This is a genomic window from Polaribacter glomeratus (genome assembly GCF_002954665.1).
GTDB classification, from domain to species: domain Bacteria; phylum Bacteroidota; class Bacteroidia; order Flavobacteriales; family Flavobacteriaceae; genus Polaribacter; species Polaribacter glomeratus.
The window spans coordinates 1670480-1687361 of record NZ_MSCM01000001.1 but is presented as its reverse complement, the minus strand read 5'-3'; the positions used below and the strand labels follow the sequence as shown (position 1 = coordinate 1687361).

Below are 16882 nucleotides of genomic sequence, written 5' to 3'. Positions count from 1 at the left end.
TGGATAAAACCTCTTTGAAGTATTTCAAAGAGGTTTTTGTTTGTCTTCTATTTTCGAATCAAAGAAAAATTTCCTTTTTTGCTGATGGTTGGTTTTGTGGTATCCGCAGGAATTAGCGTTATATTAAACCAATAATCATCCGAAGAAAGTGTTTTTCCACCATAGGTTCCGTCCCAGCCTTGGCCGTCAATTGCTATTTGAGCAACCAGTTTTCCGTATCTATTAAATATGTTGATGCTACTATTTGGATAAAAAGTTTTGTTGGCACCTTTTACAATCCAAGTATCATTCTCACCATCCGCATTTGGTGTAAAGAATTTTGGAAACTGAATTACAGAAACTAGCAACGTTGTGTCTGGTGAACATCCGTTTTTGTCATTTACAAGTATTTTGTAAATTCCGCCTTCTAAATTTTCGAAAATAGGTTCATCTTGAAAACCAGCAAAAGGAGTTCTTGTGTTATCTTCTGTATTTAAAATTGCAAATTGATAGTCGCCTTGTCCTAGGTCATTATCAATTGTATTTATAGAAATTGACAAATTACTTTCACTACCAATATTGTTAGATTCATCAATAATGGTAATAAAACTACGTTCTAAATTTGCAATATTCGATTCGTTTATAACAATTGTTTCTGTTCTAGAGCAATTAGTTCCGTTTGTTGTAGTTGCTGTAATGGTATAAGTTCCTCCAGAAGTAATGTCGATGTTGTCCTTTGTGCTGATGATAGTTCCGTTTGCATTTTTCCATTCATAGGTGTAAACGGCTCTCGGATTTTCTACCATACTATTTAACGGCAAATTATTTAAACATAAAATTTGCGGAGTGGTTACTGTAAAATCTGGCAACGGATTTACAATAACATCAAAAGAGGCATCATCATTTATACAGCTAGTTTTTTTGTTTTGAATTCGCACAAAAATAGTTTCTGTGGATGATGCATTTTCATAAGGTGATGAAATTGCGGCAGTACCAGAAGTTGCATTTGCTTTGGATGCATGAAAAGTTACCTTAAAGTCATCAGAATCTTGAGAAGTGCCTAAAATTTCAGGAATTTTTCCGTCTAAATCGATGGTCTGAATAATCCCGTTTGCATCGTCAAAATCATCATTATTATCGCATTCCGAAAGATTAGAAATTGTTTCGAAAGTTGGTTCTGGGTTTATAAGCACATCAAAATTAGAGATTCCGTTTGCACACATCGTATCCGAATTAAAAACGCGAACATATATAGTTTGTCTATTTGCAGTTGAGTTGCTAAAAGGAGATGCCTGCGGATTTGTTCCGTTTTGGGCTTCAATTAAATTACGATGATAGGTTACTTTGTTAACAGCTGCATCTTGAGTTCCTAAAATCCCTGCAGTCTGACTTTCTAAATCGATAGCATCAGAAAATCCGTTTCTAGCAGAACCATCAGTGTTGTCATCACAAACCTCTAAATCTTCTACAAAATTGGCAATTGGTAACGGATGTACAATTAAGTTAAAAGTAGTGTGATCCGTAAAACAGCCCGTTGTATTATTGGTAACTCTTACATAAATGATTTGTAAATCGCGAACTGTATTTGTAAAAGGTGATGTAAGAGGATCGTTTCCAGAATTTGCATCCGCAGTAGAAAGGTGATAGGTAACTTTAAAATCTGATGTATTTTGAGTGCCCAAAATAGTTGAAGTCTGACTTTCTAAATTGAAAGATTGAACAATTCCGTTTGTGGCATTACCGTCATTTGCATTATCACATACTTCTAAATCATCAACATTCGTTGCTGTTGGAACCCTATTTGTTTTTAAATACAATTCTCCTGTTCCGCTACAATTATTGTTGTTTTTATTGGTAATTTTAAAATATATGGTTTGTCTATTTATATTTGATGGAAAACCAATATTTCTATACTTAGAAATGTCTGCAATTTTGTTAATAACAGCAGTTCTGTCATCTCTAGTTTCATAATAAGAAATTTCTAAATCAGGTTTTAGAGCAGGCGGGAAAAATACTAAAATTTCCGATTCAGCCGCACTAAAATCAAAATTTGTAATTCCGTCTGTATCATTATTTAAATTGCCATTTGTGCCATCAGTTTGCAGAAAATCATCGCAAACCGCTGGGAATTCTTTGTTGTAAATAACATCCGCAGAAGCTTCAACTTCTAAATTAATTTTAGAGATGTTATAACAGTTTTCCGATGAAATAGTTCTAGCCCAAGCTTCTCCATTTTGATTTACAGGATAACGTAATTTATCGGCAACTTCTGGAGATCCTGCAATTGCATCCGCTTCTGTTTCAAAGTAGGTAAAAGTTTCATTTTGATGATTTGATGAGATGCTAATTTCTGCTTCTGTAAGATTTACGGTAGAAATTCTGTCTAAATCATCATCACATTGTTTTAATGTTACACTAGCTGTTACTATTGGTTTAGGATTTACGGTTAAAGTAATTTCATTAGAAGTTACCGCGCAAGCATTTCCTGTTCTGCCTAAAACCACTCGGTATCTATTGTTATTATAAGATAAAGGTGTGTTTGTAATTTTTAAAGAACTTGTGGTGCTTCCGCTATAAATGGCATCATTTGTGGTAATGCTCCAACTAGAGCCGTCAATAGAAACCCACCATTGAAAACTATCTGCAGTGGTTTCTATCGTAATTGTGTCTGTTGATTCCTCACAAAAAATTACATCTTCAAATTTTGTGATTTCTATTGGTGCACTTGTTACATAATCTAAATTAGGGCTTGTGTAGCCATTTGTAGTGTTTAAAACTTTACCTTTTGTACTCACTTGAAACGGATTTGTATCTATAATTCCGTTGTTATTTGCATCTGTAAAACCAGCTTCTTTTACGTCAAAACAATTGTCATTATCTGCATCTAATTCTAAGAAATTTAAAAGCTTATCTCCATCCGTATCTGCAATAGTGTAATTTAGAATTGCGCTATCTGCGGATGTTTCTAAAGTGTTAATTAAACCATTATTACCAACGGTTGTTGCATTTGCATCATCTATAATTCCGTCATTATTTGCATCTGCTAAATTATGACCAGCTTCTACTGCATCAAAAATTCCGTCATTATCAGAATCTACATCTCTGTAATTTGGAATCCCGTCATTATCTGTGTCAATATTTGTAATAATTCCGTTAAAAACATCATCTAATCCATCTTGATTTGCATCCGTATTTGATAGCGTAACTTGAGGAGAAGAAGCTTCTGAAATATCGGGAATTCCGTCATTATCGGAATCTAAATCGAACATATTTTCAATTCCGTCACCATCAGAATCTAAAGAAAAACAAGTAAGTTGGATGTTTCCGCTATAGGTTGAGGTTGCTGTAATTCCTGTTGATAAATGTGTGAAATCAATTTGTTCTACCTGATTCGCTAAAAACTGAAAAGTACTTGCTGCTCCCGTTGTATTTGATTTGTATTTAAAGTGAATTTCTGAGGCAGAAATAGTTGTAATTGCTTCTTCAAATTCGCCATCAAAATTGGTGTCAATTAAAAGTTGATCATCAGGATCTAAAAGTGTAATATTTTTAGAATTTGGACCCACTTTTAGGATGAAAAATTCGCCATCCGTAATTGTATGATTAAAACTTTTATTCTGAGTAAATTTAAAGTTGATATTTTGATTGAATTTGAGTTTATAATTTAGGTTAGAATTTGTGGCAGGATTTATAGTAGATTCAAAATTACCAATGTTAGTTCCTGTAAATGAATTGCTAGTTTCGGTTTCTGTATAATTGCTAGAAACAATTGTATTATTTGTAGAATTATCCTGAAAAATAATAGAAGGTGCGTTGCTGTCTAAAATATTTAAGGTTGCGTTTCCTAAAGATTCATCGCAATTTAAAATACCGTCATTATCAATATCAACATCTAAATTGTCTATAATTAAATCGCCATCAAAATCGTCAGGACAAATACTTACAGGTATTTCTATAGATTCAAAAGTAGATCCGCTACAATCAATAACGCCAGTTAGCTTGTATTTGCCAGGTTTTAAAGGCTTGTAATTTGGATCTGTGCTTTTTTCATCCCAAACCATTGTAGTTTCATTGTAAAGTTCCCATTTATAACTATCAAACAGTTCTATGTTTGCAGCCTGCAAAGTAACGTTTGGGATACAACTTCCTAAACTTGAAACTGTAGTTTTAAAATTAATTTCTGGAGCAGAAGGAAATCCGGAGTAAAAACTACCAGAAGTTGCTGCACCGTTTTGATTAAAATAAGCACAATATAATTCGCCACTACTTTCTACGCTTACATTTCCTGTAAGATTGGTAATTTTGTAAGTAATATATTTTGAGTTTCCGGTAACAGTTTTTGGTCCGGTAGATGAAAAAGAAGTAATTGGCAACCCATTTATCTTTACTGTAGCATCTGAGTTTGTAACAATGGTAATTCCGCCTGTAAACGTAACGCTTCCAATTTTTTCAATATTTGGAATGTTGTCTACTTTTCTGCTGTTTTCACAACTTAATGGTGGTACAAAAAATATTCCTTGATTTGCTTCGCTATTATTGGCACCAATTCCTTGATACGCAAAAACATCTTTTGTTGTTGCAACATATAAGTTACTATTTGTACTAAAGTTATTCCCTTCAATTAAACTATATTCTCCGGCATTTAAGGTTGCAAAAACGGTATTGCTTCCATTTAATCTAACTTCTGTATTATTTTCATGTGCAACAATTAATACATTTTCCCAACCGTCACTTCCATCACCTTTTACAAAAATATATTCTTTACCAACTTTATCAAGTCCTACAATTTGATCAATTCCGTAATCTCTACCACCACCAGAATGAAAACTACCGTTTGCTGAGCCTATATTCACAATAATTGGTTTATCCGAAGTAATTAAAGTTCCAATTAAAGCGTCTCTGTTAATTGTATTATCAGCTGCATTAGTAGCAATTATATAGCTTTCGCCTTCGTTTAAAAGAATATTAGAAATTGGTAAAGTGCCAGAATAATTTTTTATAAGTATGCCTGCGGGTAAATCATCAAAAGTAACGCGAGTGTTATTTTCTGAAGCCATAACAGAGATAAAATTCAAATAGTTAGTTTGTGGATTTTCGTTGGTAAACATTCCTGCTCTAAAAACGGTACCTAAAGCAGACGACCCCTTGCTTACTAGTGCTCCTGCTTGCGCTCCAGCACCAGCTAAAACCCTAATTGAAACATAAATAACATCCGAAGCTTCAATGATATACCCTTTATTAGTATGAACAATACTTGTAGTTCTAGAATCTACAAAAAGTTGGCTATTTCCGGTTCCAATAAATATTTCTTGAGAATTATTTTTAGAAACGATACCTTGAATATTAGTTGAGGTAGGTTGGCCAATTTGCTTAATTGTAAAACTAACATTTTGAGTATTTGGCGTAGAAATATAAAAGTATTGGTTTTCTGGATTTGCATTTCCAGATTCAGCATACGTTAATGGCGGTATAAAATGTTTTTTGCTTAACTGTGCATTTATATCTTGAAAAGCATTTAAGCTTAAGAAAAATATTAGAAAATAAAATAAAGTGTTTCTTAACATAAAATATAAGATAAAAGAATAAATATACTTTGTAAAAATAGCTAGAAATTAATCATAAATTCAAACAATAAAATATTTACTTAGAATATCTGTAACAAAAAAGGTTTAATGCCTACATATAAGTAATGTAATATTTCTTTTAATTAAAAAAAATAACGAAATTGCTTTTTTAAAAAATTGTCTAACCTTAAAAATATAAAAAATATGTCTAATGATTTTGATTTACTAGAAACTAATTCTAATGAGAAAACTGAAAAGGTTGATGTAAACTGGGGGAAAGCTATAGATACCATGAAATCTAAATTAGCGCAAGAAGAGGATCCGCAATCGCGTCAAAAAATATTAAACGCTACGTTAGACGATGTAGTTCACATGGCAGAAAAAGATAGATCTACTTTGTTAGATGCTATTAAAGACTTAACAGATTACCAAGATGAAGTTGGTATTATGTTCGAGAAATTTTCATCATTAAATCCTAGTGAGCAAAAAGTAATTGATGATGCTCAAAAAGCGTTAGAAAGAGCAAGAATTGAGTTAGAAGATGCAGAAAATAAACCAGATACTTGGTGGAATAACCTTTGGGGAAGAAAAAGCAAAATTAAAACAGAACAAATTGAGTTTAAAGAAGCAGAAAAAACTAGAGCTGGAGCAGATAATAAAGCAAAAGCACTTTTTCAAGTTCGTATAGAAAGTGCAGATATTCAAACACTTTTAAGTGAGCTTTCTTACAAATCTCAAGCAGCAGTAACTCGTTTAAAAAACAGAGAAGTTGAAATTAAGGAAGTAGAAGAAAAATTAAAAGACGCAATTGTAGAAGCTTCTAAAAATCATACAAAATCACTAGAGAAAAAGAAAGAAGTAGAAGATCAATTAGAAACTCAATATGCTTTGTTAAAACAGTCGCGTCAAGAATTAGATGAAATTGCAGACAAGCAATCTACCGCATATTCAGAAGCGATAGGAAAAGTAACCACAATTGAGCAAAAAGTTGAAGAATTAGAAGGGCTTAAAAATGCTTATACAACACTAGCGGCAAGTAAAGATAGCTTTGTACATAAGCATAATTTAACCATTAAGGTATTAACTTCTTTGCGTTCTAATTTACAAACTCATAGAGCAAAGTTAAAATCGGATACAGAAGAAAGATTAAAATATTATGATGGTTATGTAGTTGCGTTAAAAGCGAGGACAGATCAAGAATTTGCTGCAATCTTAGAGCATTTAGGCGTTAAGACTGATGAACATATTGGCGAAACGTTAGCTTCTATGCATTCTGCAAGTGCAAGAGCGCGTCAAGAAATGATGGATAATATTCCGGTGCATGAAAAAGTTATGAATGGTGTTTATAGTTCGTATGCAGAAGCTTTGCACGAAATTAGAGAGAAAGATATTGATATTCAGAAAAATTTTGCTGACAGATACGGAATTGACATGAAAGAGATTTTTGAGGATTATTACAAAGCCAATGCAGAAGCTTCTAAAAAAGTAGGGGAGAATCCATCAGAAAAACCAAAAGCAATTACCACTAATGACGATTTGTTAAGTTAATTTCTTTGCGAAAGAGATACGATTGATGCAATCTATTTATAAAAGTATATAAATAATAATTTGGGCGTTACCCCAACGAAAAATTGGGGTCAGGCTTTCCATTTTATCTTTTTTGTGAAAAACAAAAAAAGGATGCCATTTCAATCCTTAACGCGGGCATATTTAAATTAAGTTTAATTGTAAAAGGAATGTTATTTTTTAAATAAGTTAAGGTTTTAAAAATTAGAAGTACAAAATATAAGTAATATTTATATTTGTAAAAAATAAATAAAGAATGGCAACATTTACATCTTCTTTACCAGATAGTCTTTTAGAAAAATTATCCAATTTAGCAAAAGAGTTAAAGCTTCCTAAAAATAGGCTTATAGAAAATGCTTTAGAACTTTATTTAGAGCAATTAGAAAAAGCGAGTTATATAAAATCGTATCAACAAGCTGCTACAGATCAAGATATTTTATTGGTTGCCAAAGAAGGTATGCATGATTATTTTAATATAATTAATGATACAGAAGCCAACTAATGAAGCAAGGAGGAATTTGGGAATTGTATTTGAATCTGACAAAAGGAAGTGAGCAAAATGGCCCAAGACCAGCAGTTATTATTAGCGGGAACATGCTAAATAAATATTTAGAAGTCGTAATTGTTTGTCCTTTAACCACGAGTGTTAAAAATTATAAAGGAAATCTTATTTTGAAACCGAATGAAACTAACGGATTGTCTAAAATTTCTGAAGTTTTAACTTTTCATGTCCAATCGGTTTCAAAAACAATGCTTGATAAAAAAATTGGTCAGATTCCATTAAAACAGGTAGATGTTATCAAAAAAACTTTAAACGATATTTTGAAATATTAACCATGATTACAACTCCTTTAGATTCAGCTGTTTTAAACTCGAAAGAGCAATATGTATTTTACCATAAAATGGTAGATTTTGCACTTAAGGAATTGATTGTTAGAATGCAGCAACATCAACTTTGTACGCATCAAGAATTAATTTTTTTTAAACAATACTCAGATTTGTTATTGTATTCAATTGATGCAATGCGAATTAAATATATGTATGATGAAGAGGATCATATGAAAATCGATTTAACAGAATCAGGATTTCCTAATTATCTAGAATTTAGATTTTTGTACAATGATTTGGAGTTGAGAAAAGAATATGTAACTAAATTAGTAGATACAGAAACGTTAAAAGAGTCTTTTTTAGACACACTTTTACGTCAAAAACAATCCATTAAAAAAAGGGATTTATTCAAAGCGGCATCTATTATTTATTATACATCTGTAAAAAGAGAATTTATTTTTAACAGATTTGTTCAAGGAAAAATTTTAGAAGCGCCAAAAGGATCAAATTATCAGTATGTAACAAGTTGGAGCTTTTTTGATGTAAGTCATAATAGACCTTTTATATGTTTTATGTATTTTGATTATGACGGCAAAAATATTGAGAAAGCGAAAGATGAACTTTATGAAGTTTTAAAAGAAAGTGCAGATAGAGAAATGGCGCTTGATACAATGGCATATGCGATTGATAGAAAATTAGCAGAAATTCATCCGAAGCATATTAAAAGAATCGATTTAGGTCCGTTTCATAATGTGTTTGCAAAAGATGAAAACGAAATTACCCATGCTATTTTAAGCGGAATTGCCAAAAAAGAAATCTCTTTAGAATCGTATGCTTTATCATTAAAAATTGATGAGGTTTTTTCCGGAGATACCTTTAAAGAAGGAGGGTTTTTCTCGAAACAAACCATGCAAAAATGGAGTGAGGTAGTTTTGCAGAAATATGTTTTTGCGCCACACAGAATTATTCAATTATTGTATAATCAAACGCCAGAAGTTTTACATAAGTTAGCGAAAGAGCCAATTCAAATGGCAGATTTGAGAATAAGTAATCAGTAAATTAGTTGGCAGTTTGCAGTCAGTTTTTATAAAAACATAAAATAATAGAGTATAAATTTAAATAACCTAAATCTAAAAGCAAATTGCAAGCTGATTACTGAAAACTAAAAAAAAATGAGTTTTAAAACATTATTGGCATATCAAAAAGGATTTAGTTTAGCTATGGAAATTTTTCATTTAACTAAAGATTTTCCGAAGTCAGAACTTTTTGGCTTGACATCTCAAATGATTCGTTCAAGTCGTTCTGTTTGTTCAAATATTTCTGAAGGATATAGAAAACGACAATATAAAAAACATTTTAAAAGTAAAATTTCTGATGCTGATATTGAAAATTCTGAAACTCAATTATGGTTAGATTTTGCTGAAGCTTGTGAATATATTTCGTCAGAAAAGAAAATTGAATTACAAAATAAAAGTGAAGAAGTAGGTAAACTTCTAAATTACATGATAAATAATCCTGGCAAATTTAAATAAAACTAAATCTGACTGCTTACTGCAGACTGATGACTGAAGACTATAAAAATGAATCACAACTCAACTTTTCCTATCAAACAAAATGAACTAGATATGCTTCGCGACGAAGCTTCTGGTTATTTAAAATCTGTTCAATGGGAGCAAAGCAATAGAGCAAAAAACAAAGATAAAGACGCAAAAGACGATTCGATTTTACTGTATTTGTCAAGAGCAAATAACGGAAGCAATGTTGAAATTACAGCTGTTTCTAAAACTATTTTGGGGTTAAAAAAGCGGTTATTACCAGATTCAATTGCAATTCCAGTATATTTAAATCAGACTTTATATGCAGTTCAAGAAGGACTTACTTTAGGTATTTGGATAAAAGATAGTTATTATGATGCATCAGGATTATCAAGTTTAAATGATCGAAAGTCAGCTTTAGATGTATCAGGAAAAAGAGAATTTGAAAGTAAGTTGCAAACTGCAACCGCGTTTCAATTATTTGCAATTTCGTATAAAGTTTTACACGATTTAAAACCACATGCTTCTGATGATTTATCAGTAATGAAACAAAAGTTTGCAGGCATTCCTGAGGTTTCTTTTGTGTCTCCTTTAAAAGGAATTGCATGTGCCTTATTTTATTTTGATAAATATTTAGGACATCCAGATATTGTAAAATCTGATAAAGATGTTATTGATTTTACGGTGGTTTATTTTGAAGCTTTAATTGATGAAATTCAGCTTCGAAAAAGTAGTTTAGAATACACAGAAACGATTGTTGATAGAACGTATAAATTAGAAAATTCTGATTTTGCAGTTTCAGGTTGGAGCAATATTTTTCAAGGAACGGCAAAAAGTGTTGAATTTAATAAAATAAAGTTCGAACAAATTGTTGGTAATAAAGACGCCAAACATTTTGCGCGCAGATTAACAGAAAGAATGTTGAGTTACGATTTTGAGGCGAAGAAGAATCCGTTTCAGGAATTAGGCGGATTTATGCCTGTTTTTATGGGTTATGGAATTCCGGGAACAGGAAAATCGATGTTAATTGCTGCGATTGCAACGCGTTTAAAAGAACACTGTGACACTTTAGACATTCCGTTTTTATTTCATCCAATGCCAGATACGTTAATTTCTACTTTTCAAGGAGGAAGTGCCGAGAAAATGGTAGAATGGATGAAGCCAATGCAAGATCCCACAAAAATTATTTTTGCGCCAATTGATGATGCAGAAAATAATTTACAAGAAAGAACTGCACAAGGAGTTTCTGCAGGAGTGAAAGAAGTAATTGGTGTGTTTTTAAGATATACAGAAGGCGCTTATGCGGTGAATTATGGAAATTCTTCTATCGGATTATTTACAAATCTACCAGAAATGTTAGACAAAGCGGTAATTTCTAGAGTGCAAGGAAGGTTTAAAATTGATGGAGCAAGAACAGAACACGATTTTTTAGACCAAGATTATATTTGGTGGAAGAAATTTGAAAAGACTATTCCGGATTTTGTAAACATGCAGAATCCTGAAAATTATCAGTTTTTAAAAGATCAAGGATTGGCGAAAAATATGGGAGATATTTTAAATTCAGTTGAAAAACCATCCGAAGAACGCGTTTTAGAAGCCTACGAAAAGGCAGAAAAACAACACAAAACAAGCGAACATTTATTCTTTGCGAGTTTGTATAAAGAAATTCAGAAAATATTCCCTTTCTTTTCATCCAGAGATATTAGAAACATTCAGTCGGCAATTTCTTTGCGATTAACAGATTTTGATTTAGAGCAAGATTGGTTTGAAAACCCTGAGATTTATTTTAAAAAAAATTACGAAACCAAGTTTAATATGTTACAAGAATTAATGAAAAGTAACATGAAAGGTTTAAATTTTTCTGAAATTAGAAGGCAAGAAGTGGTGCGTTATTTAGATAATGTTGCTACAATTGCAGATACAGATTTTAAGAGAAAAGTAGATACAAGAGTGAATCAATTAAATATTGATTTAGAAGCAAGAAAAAAATTTGAGAATGGAATTTAAAGAGAAGATTAGTAATGTAACATCCAAAGTAATTTCTAGTTTTTGGGGAACTTTAGAGCATGTCAATTTTGATTTTAGGTTTAAAAACGGAAAATCGGCAAACTTAACCCATGAAGTTTATGGTAAAAATGATGGAGTTGCAATTTTATTATACAATCCATCAACTAAAAAAGTAATTTTATCCAAGCAATTTAGAATGCCAGTTTATGTTGCAGGAGTTTCCAACGGATTTTCAATAGAGCTTGTTGGTGGTGCAATTGATGACAACGAATCGCCAGAAAATTGTGTAATTCGTGAAACGGAAGAAGAGGTTGGTTACAGCGTTAAGAAAGTGAAAAAAGTAGCAACTGTTTTTTTATCGCCAGGTTTAATGAAGGAGCGAACATATTTATATGTAGCTTCTTATAATGAGGATAATAAGGTTGATAACGGCGGAGGTTTGGCATCAGAAAATGAAGAAATCGAAGTGTTGGAAACCTCATTTAAAACTGCTTTAAAAATGATTGAAACCGAAGAAATTATTGATGCTAGAACAATTATGATGTTGCAGTATTTGCAGATAAATAGATTAATTTAAAAATAGTTTTAAAACAGAGTCGCATAAAGTTTTCACAGAGATTCTCTTAGAAAATGGTTTTAATTATCTGGGAATCTCTGTAATTTCTTTGTGAAACTCCGTGTAATAGATATGAATAAACTAAAACAAGCCAATTTATACAGAAGCGAACTAATTTCTATCAGTGGAAAATTAGTAGAACGTTATAATAAATGTTTAGTAAAATTAGGTTTTTCGGCAACCAAATTAACTTCATTTTCTGTAGACGGAATTGGTTGGAGTCCGGAAATTGCTGAAGAAAAAAAGGAAGTTTATTATTTGAATAACGGAGAAGCGAATCCGCATGCAATCATTATTTCACCTTTGCAAAACGGATTGCCTATTTACAATCCTTTTCATTCGTATGATACCGAATTGATGAAGTTAGTATTTAAAAAGCATCAGCAAAAAATTCAAAATATTACTAGAGACTCGGCAATTTGTATAGATTTTGATCAAAATATTGATGTTTTTTACGAACCTTTAGATGTTTTAAAGTACAAAGATGTACTCATTAATTTTCATTTAATTGATGATTTAGAAAAAGCGAAAAAAGAACAGCTAGCATTAATTGAAACTTTTAATAGAGATTATAATTTTATTGATGAAGATTTGCACGAACAGCTCTTAACATCCGCAAAAAACTACGGAGATTTAAGAAAACGAGATATTACTTTAGAGTCGATAAGCTTTACCACAGATTCTTTTTTTACAAAAGCATTTGGGGGAATTTATTTGTTACGTAACTTTATTTCACCCATTTTAATTTTTGAAGTTAAAAAAGCGTATCAAATTGCTATAAATGATACAACTTTTGATGTTTTAATGTTTCATATTTCGCAACCGGAATTAATAACTCAGTTAAGAGATCATTTAATTATTGAATGTAATTTAACCGAAGAGGTTGATTTGAAAAGATATGAGCGTGTTAAAAAATTTATATTTTCTGAATATTTAAAAGATACCCAACATCCTATAAAAGATATCTTAAATGATAACATGCTTTTTAAGAGTTATTTGAATAAAATCGATTTAGAAGCGCGTAAAAAAGTGATGAGTGTTGAGCGTTATTTAGAGAAAAAAGCAATCAATAAAGACACTAAAATAAAAGATATTGTTGATGAAGAATTTTATTTTGCACTTCACAAACCACATTCTTCATTATTGGCAAATCATCAAGATTTAATTTGGCATTTGTTGGTAAATATCGCGCCAAAAGATGTGTTGTTTTTCTATTGGTATGACAAAGAACAGTTTTATCAAGTTTTTAAAACTTGGGATGCATCGATTCAGGATTGGACGATAGAAACAATTTGTAACAATTTTTAGAAAAAAAAGACTAACTTTATAAAGACTTCAAACTCAAAAATTATGACACTAGAAATTATCGTATTTATCGCCTCAATTTTATTTGGCGTTGTTATTTACTGGCGGGAATCTCAAGGAAATAAAATGTATCGTTTTTTTAATAAAATGATGAATTCAAAAGAATTACAAATGACAATTACTGATAAAAAAGGTTTTGTTTTTTTGCAGACATTTTTATTAAGATTGGTTTTTATTTCTGCTTTATTTTTGATTGTTATTGTTATCACGCGATTTTTAATTCCCATTGATTTAGCAACAATTTCATTATTCGCTTCTATTATTTTTGGAACTTTAATAGGAACCTATTTCGCAGGTTTTATTTTTAAATCATCAAAAATTATTGAAGAACAATCTGATTCTTTAGAAGGTAAATTTCAAGAGGTGATATCAAAAGGAAAAGATTTTGTTGAAGATCTAAAAACTAAAGATGCCGAAGAAGTTGACGTTGAGAAAAAAGCACCAATAAAATCAGAAAAAAGTGCTAGAGAACGCTTGAAAGATAAAGGTTTTTTAAAGTAGTAAGTGTGAAGTAGGATTCTCGATAAACTATAAAAATAACAAATAATTAGGAATAAGAAAACGGTAAAATAGTAGGTAAGAGTAAGGCATTTAAAGCTTTATACTACCTGCTTCAAACTTTTAAATTATGATTAAAAATTATTGGAATAAAGGCGCAAGACAAAAGAAAATAACCATCATTTCAAGTATAATAATTTTAACATTATTGTTCTTCTTAAGAGATGATTATCAACCTGTATTATTGTTTTTTAGAAAATTTATTTTCATTATTATATTGTGTTTAACTGTCTTGTTTTTAGGATTGAGGAGCTTTCGGAAATCACCAAGCACAGGAAATAGAATCGGAATTTTATTGATGTTGACTTTGTTTTTTGGGGCTATCTATTTTGTAGGTTTTTACTTTAAAATGTACGATTATATGAAAACCTACAATGTTTTTAATAGTTTAAATCGTTTGGAAATTGTGGAGTTGCCTTTAACTCAGAATGAAAGAATTCAGCCTTTAAGAAATATTTTTTCTATGGCAAACGAATCAGTTGGGGAAACGAAAGATGTGTCACTTCCGCATTTGGTGAGAGTTGATGGAACAAATCAATGGACAATGGCAATTCAGCCAACAGAAAAATATGTTTGGCAAGGAATTAAAGACAACACAGAAGAGGTTTTTTCGGTGTCAAGTACCACTCCTTTTCCACGTTTTTCTAGCGAAAATAGAATTCCTGTTACGTTTTCAATTGGCGAATCTTTAAAGTTTAGTAGAAATACTTACAATGCTGTTGTGCAGCGCCTAAACCCTTGGATGTTATTTAATTACGAGCCAAGCGATACTTATTATATGAAAAATGATAAAGGCGCTTGGGTTGAGGTGGTGAGTTTAATAAAATGGAAAGGTTTCTTTTTTCCGTATCCAACTTTTGGAGGAGTGATGGTAATTGATAGTGGAAAACATAATTTTAACGATTATGTAGAAAGAGTTTTAATAGGAAAAGGAACGTATATTTCTCCAGAAGAAATGAAAAATCACGAGTATTTAACAAGACAAAATACGTTATCCGAAAAAGTATCTCGTTTGCAAGCAGAAAGTTTAAAGTTCTTAGCAGGATTCTCTGATCCTTTGCCTTGGAATATGAAAACTGCAGTTAAAATTCCGGATTTACCAGACGACCAAAATCAGCAACCATTTGTAACCGATTTCGATTTTTCTGATACAAAAACAGGCGCTTATAGTGGTTTGTATCACTGGTTTGGTTTAGAGCCAGTTGGCGATGAAAGAACAAGTTTAACGTTTAGTGTTTTTATCCCGGCAGATGGCTCAAATGCGCTCTATTTTTATGATCATGCATCAAAAAAACAAGGCTATGCAGGTGTTTCTGCAATGCCTTTAAAAGTAATTGAATCTAGAAAAGAGTATGATTGGTCTGTAAATAAGCCCGTTGAATTTAGACCTTACATCAAAAATATTGCAGGTAGAAAAAGGATGTTTTTTTTAAGTACAATTTCTTCAATTAGACAAGAAAACGCTCAGTTTGATGGTTCTGCAACTCCAGATTTAGCCTTAATTGATAGTGAGTATAGAGATGTTATTTGGATTGATGCAAAAAAACCAAGTACTTGGGATGAAGCAGTGTACAATCAATTAAACGAAGCTTGGCGAGCAAGTGAACATATCAATATTTATTTCGAAAAAGAGAAAACTATTTTAGAGAAAAATCAGCAAATATTAGATTCTATAAAGTTGCTTTCTAAGCAAGAAAAAGGTGTTAAAGAAATTGAACGTCTTCAAAAAGAGATAGATTCCATAAAAATAAATCAATAAGTTTTTTTATTACAACTTCGAATACTTAAATAGATTAAATCCTTTCACAAATATTTCCTTGGATTTATTTTCCTTGGTAAATAAATTTAATTTTTGTAACTTTGTCCATTATAATCGATGTAAAAAAAATAGAGAAAAGGCACAGTTTTAACTAAAGTATAACAACTACATCGCATAAACGTATAAAAACGAAAGTAATTATGAAGAAAGTATTAGTATTTGCAGGAAGCACAAGTTCAACATCTATCAATAAAAAATTGGCAACATTCGCTGCACAAAATTTAGAAAATAGTTCTTTTGATGTAATCGATTTAAGAGATTTTAATATCCCGATTTACAGTACTGATGAAGAGCAAAACGGATTTCCAGCAGATGTAAAAAAGTTTACGTCTCTGTTAGATAACTATGACGGCTTTATACTTTCGTTAGCAGAACACAATGGCTCTTATGCCGCAGCTTTTAAAAATGTATATGATTGGACTTCGAGAATTGAAGCAAAAATTTTTAGAGACAAACCATTATTATTAATGGCAACTTCTCCGGGAGCTAGAGGTGGCAAAACGGTTTTAGAAACAGGTTCTCAAACATTTTCTAGAATGGGTGCAAAAGAGTTAATTTCATTTTCATTACCAAGTTTTAATGATAATTTTAAAGAAGGTAAAATTATAAATGAAGAATTATTAGCATCACTAAAAGGCAATATAAATAAATTCGAAAATTTTTTAAATCAATAAAATGAAGATAGTTTTGTACGGTAAACAAGGTCATGCATATACAGTTGCCTTTAAAAATTTTCTAAATTCTACGGATGTTCCTTATATTTATAAAGACGTTTCTAAAGATGCAGAAGCACGAGAGCATAGCAAAGAGTTGTATGAGGGTGTTGTTAAATTCCCAACTTTATTTGTTGATGATAAAATTTATCTAACGCCAACAACAGAAGAGTTTAATAAAATAATGCAAGATTTAAGATTAAGAGCATAGGTTTTTAATTTTAGAGAAAAGAAAAGAGAAAAGAGTAGTTAAACATTGTTTTAACCAATCCAAATTTTTAATTTTTCGATTACTGATTACTGATTACTGATTACTGATTACTGATTACTGA

The 16882-nt window shown here is 31.1% G+C and carries 13 protein-coding genes; 12 read left to right on the top strand and 1 reads right to left on the bottom strand.

The genetic code is table 11. The features are described 5' to 3' along the window. Window positions 1-47: 47 nt before the first annotated feature. Window positions 48-5543: a T9SS type B sorting domain-containing protein gene (locus BTO16_RS07160; RefSeq protein WP_105020935.1), complete on the bottom strand. Its 5496-nt coding sequence runs from the start codon at window positions 5541-5543 to the stop codon at window positions 48-50. A gap of 204 nt (window positions 5544-5747) precedes the next feature. Here BTO16_RS07160 and BTO16_RS07155 point away from each other — a divergent pair, with 204 nt between their 5' ends. The 12 genes from BTO16_RS07155 (at window position 5748) to BTO16_RS07100 (ending at window position 16761) form a co-directional block, all read left to right on the top strand. Beyond that, the gene (locus BTO16_RS07155) at window positions 5748-7091 is read left to right on the top strand and encodes a coiled-coil domain-containing protein (protein ID WP_105020934.1); all 1344 of its coding nucleotides are present in this window, start codon (window positions 5748-5750) and stop codon (window positions 7089-7091) included. 274 nt (window positions 7092-7365) lie between these two features. After that, window positions 7366-7611, top strand: coding sequence for a CopG family ribbon-helix-helix protein (locus BTO16_RS07150; RefSeq protein WP_105020933.1), 246 nt, complete (start codon window positions 7366-7368; stop codon window positions 7609-7611). Beyond that, entirely contained in the window at window positions 7611-7943 is a 333-nt protein-coding gene (locus BTO16_RS07145; RefSeq protein ID WP_105020932.1) for a type II toxin-antitoxin system PemK/MazF family toxin, read from the top strand. Before BTO16_RS07150 ends, BTO16_RS07145 begins: the two co-directional genes overlap by 1 nt. Window positions 7944-7945: 2 nt before the next feature. Continuing rightward, on the top strand, window positions 7946-8995 hold the full coding sequence (locus BTO16_RS07140; protein WP_105020931.1) for a hypothetical protein: 1050 nt from the start codon (window positions 7946-7948) through the stop codon (window positions 8993-8995). 114 nt (window positions 8996-9109) lie between these two features. Next, on the top strand, window positions 9110-9469 hold the full coding sequence (locus tag BTO16_RS07135; RefSeq protein ID WP_105020930.1) for a four helix bundle protein: 360 nt from the start codon (window positions 9110-9112) through the stop codon (window positions 9467-9469). 48 nt (window positions 9470-9517) lie between these two features. After that, on the top strand, window positions 9518-11479 hold the full coding sequence (locus BTO16_RS07130) for an AAA family ATPase (protein WP_105020929.1): 1962 nt from the start codon (window positions 9518-9520) through the stop codon (window positions 11477-11479). Then, window positions 11469-12056: an NUDIX domain-containing protein gene (locus BTO16_RS07125; protein ID WP_105020928.1), complete on the top strand. Its 588-nt coding sequence runs from the start codon at window positions 11469-11471 to the stop codon at window positions 12054-12056. Before BTO16_RS07130 ends, BTO16_RS07125 begins: the two co-directional genes overlap by 11 nt. A 111-nt stretch (window positions 12057-12167) precedes the next feature. Continuing rightward, window positions 12168-13403, top strand: a complete 1236-nt coding sequence (locus BTO16_RS07120) for a DUF6638 family protein (RefSeq protein WP_105020927.1) — start codon at window positions 12168-12170, stop codon at window positions 13401-13403. A gap of 42 nt (window positions 13404-13445) precedes the next feature. Then, on the top strand, window positions 13446-13961 hold the full coding sequence (locus tag BTO16_RS07115; RefSeq protein ID WP_105020926.1) for a hypothetical protein: 516 nt from the start codon (window positions 13446-13448) through the stop codon (window positions 13959-13961). Between the two features lie 127 nt (window positions 13962-14088). After that, on the top strand, window positions 14089-15777 hold the full coding sequence (locus BTO16_RS07110) for a hypothetical protein (protein WP_105020925.1): 1689 nt from the start codon (window positions 14089-14091) through the stop codon (window positions 15775-15777). A 200-nt stretch (window positions 15778-15977) separates the two neighbouring features. Beyond that, window positions 15978-16511 (top strand): NADPH-dependent FMN reductase, encoded by a 534-nt coding sequence (locus BTO16_RS07105; RefSeq protein WP_105020924.1) that lies wholly within the window; start codon window positions 15978-15980, stop codon window positions 16509-16511. Window position 16512: 1 nt separating this feature from the next. Beyond that, the gene (locus tag BTO16_RS07100) at window positions 16513-16761 is read left to right on the top strand and encodes a glutaredoxin family protein (RefSeq protein WP_105020923.1); all 249 of its coding nucleotides are present in this window, start codon (window positions 16513-16515) and stop codon (window positions 16759-16761) included. The last annotated feature ends 121 nt before the right edge of the window (window positions 16762-16882 follow it).

Coding starts and splice junctions, on each gene's coding strand:
- BTO16_RS07160 (WP_105020935.1), bottom strand. CDS start 5,543: ATGTTAAGAAACACTTTATTTTATTTTCTAATATTTTTCTTAAGCTTA.
- BTO16_RS07155 (WP_105020934.1), top strand. CDS start 5,748: ATGTCTAATGATTTTGATTTACTAGAAACTAATTCTAATGAGAAAACT.
- BTO16_RS07150 (WP_105020933.1), top strand. CDS start 7,366: ATGGCAACATTTACATCTTCTTTACCAGATAGTCTTTTAGAAAAATTA.
- BTO16_RS07145 (WP_105020932.1), top strand. CDS start 7,611: ATGAAGCAAGGAGGAATTTGGGAATTGTATTTGAATCTGACAAAAGGA.
- BTO16_RS07140 (WP_105020931.1), top strand. CDS start 7,946: ATGATTACAACTCCTTTAGATTCAGCTGTTTTAAACTCGAAAGAGCAA.
- BTO16_RS07135 (WP_105020930.1), top strand. CDS start 9,110: ATGAGTTTTAAAACATTATTGGCATATCAAAAAGGATTTAGTTTAGCT.
- BTO16_RS07130 (WP_105020929.1), top strand. CDS start 9,518: ATGAATCACAACTCAACTTTTCCTATCAAACAAAATGAACTAGATATG.
- BTO16_RS07125 (WP_105020928.1), top strand. CDS start 11,469: ATGGAATTTAAAGAGAAGATTAGTAATGTAACATCCAAAGTAATTTCT.
- BTO16_RS07120 (WP_105020927.1), top strand. CDS start 12,168: ATGAATAAACTAAAACAAGCCAATTTATACAGAAGCGAACTAATTTCT.
- BTO16_RS07115 (WP_105020926.1), top strand. CDS start 13,446: ATGACACTAGAAATTATCGTATTTATCGCCTCAATTTTATTTGGCGTT.
- BTO16_RS07110 (WP_105020925.1), top strand. CDS start 14,089: ATGATTAAAAATTATTGGAATAAAGGCGCAAGACAAAAGAAAATAACC.
- BTO16_RS07105 (WP_105020924.1), top strand. CDS start 15,978: ATGAAGAAAGTATTAGTATTTGCAGGAAGCACAAGTTCAACATCTATC.
- BTO16_RS07100 (WP_105020923.1), top strand. CDS start 16,513: ATGAAGATAGTTTTGTACGGTAAACAAGGTCATGCATATACAGTTGCC.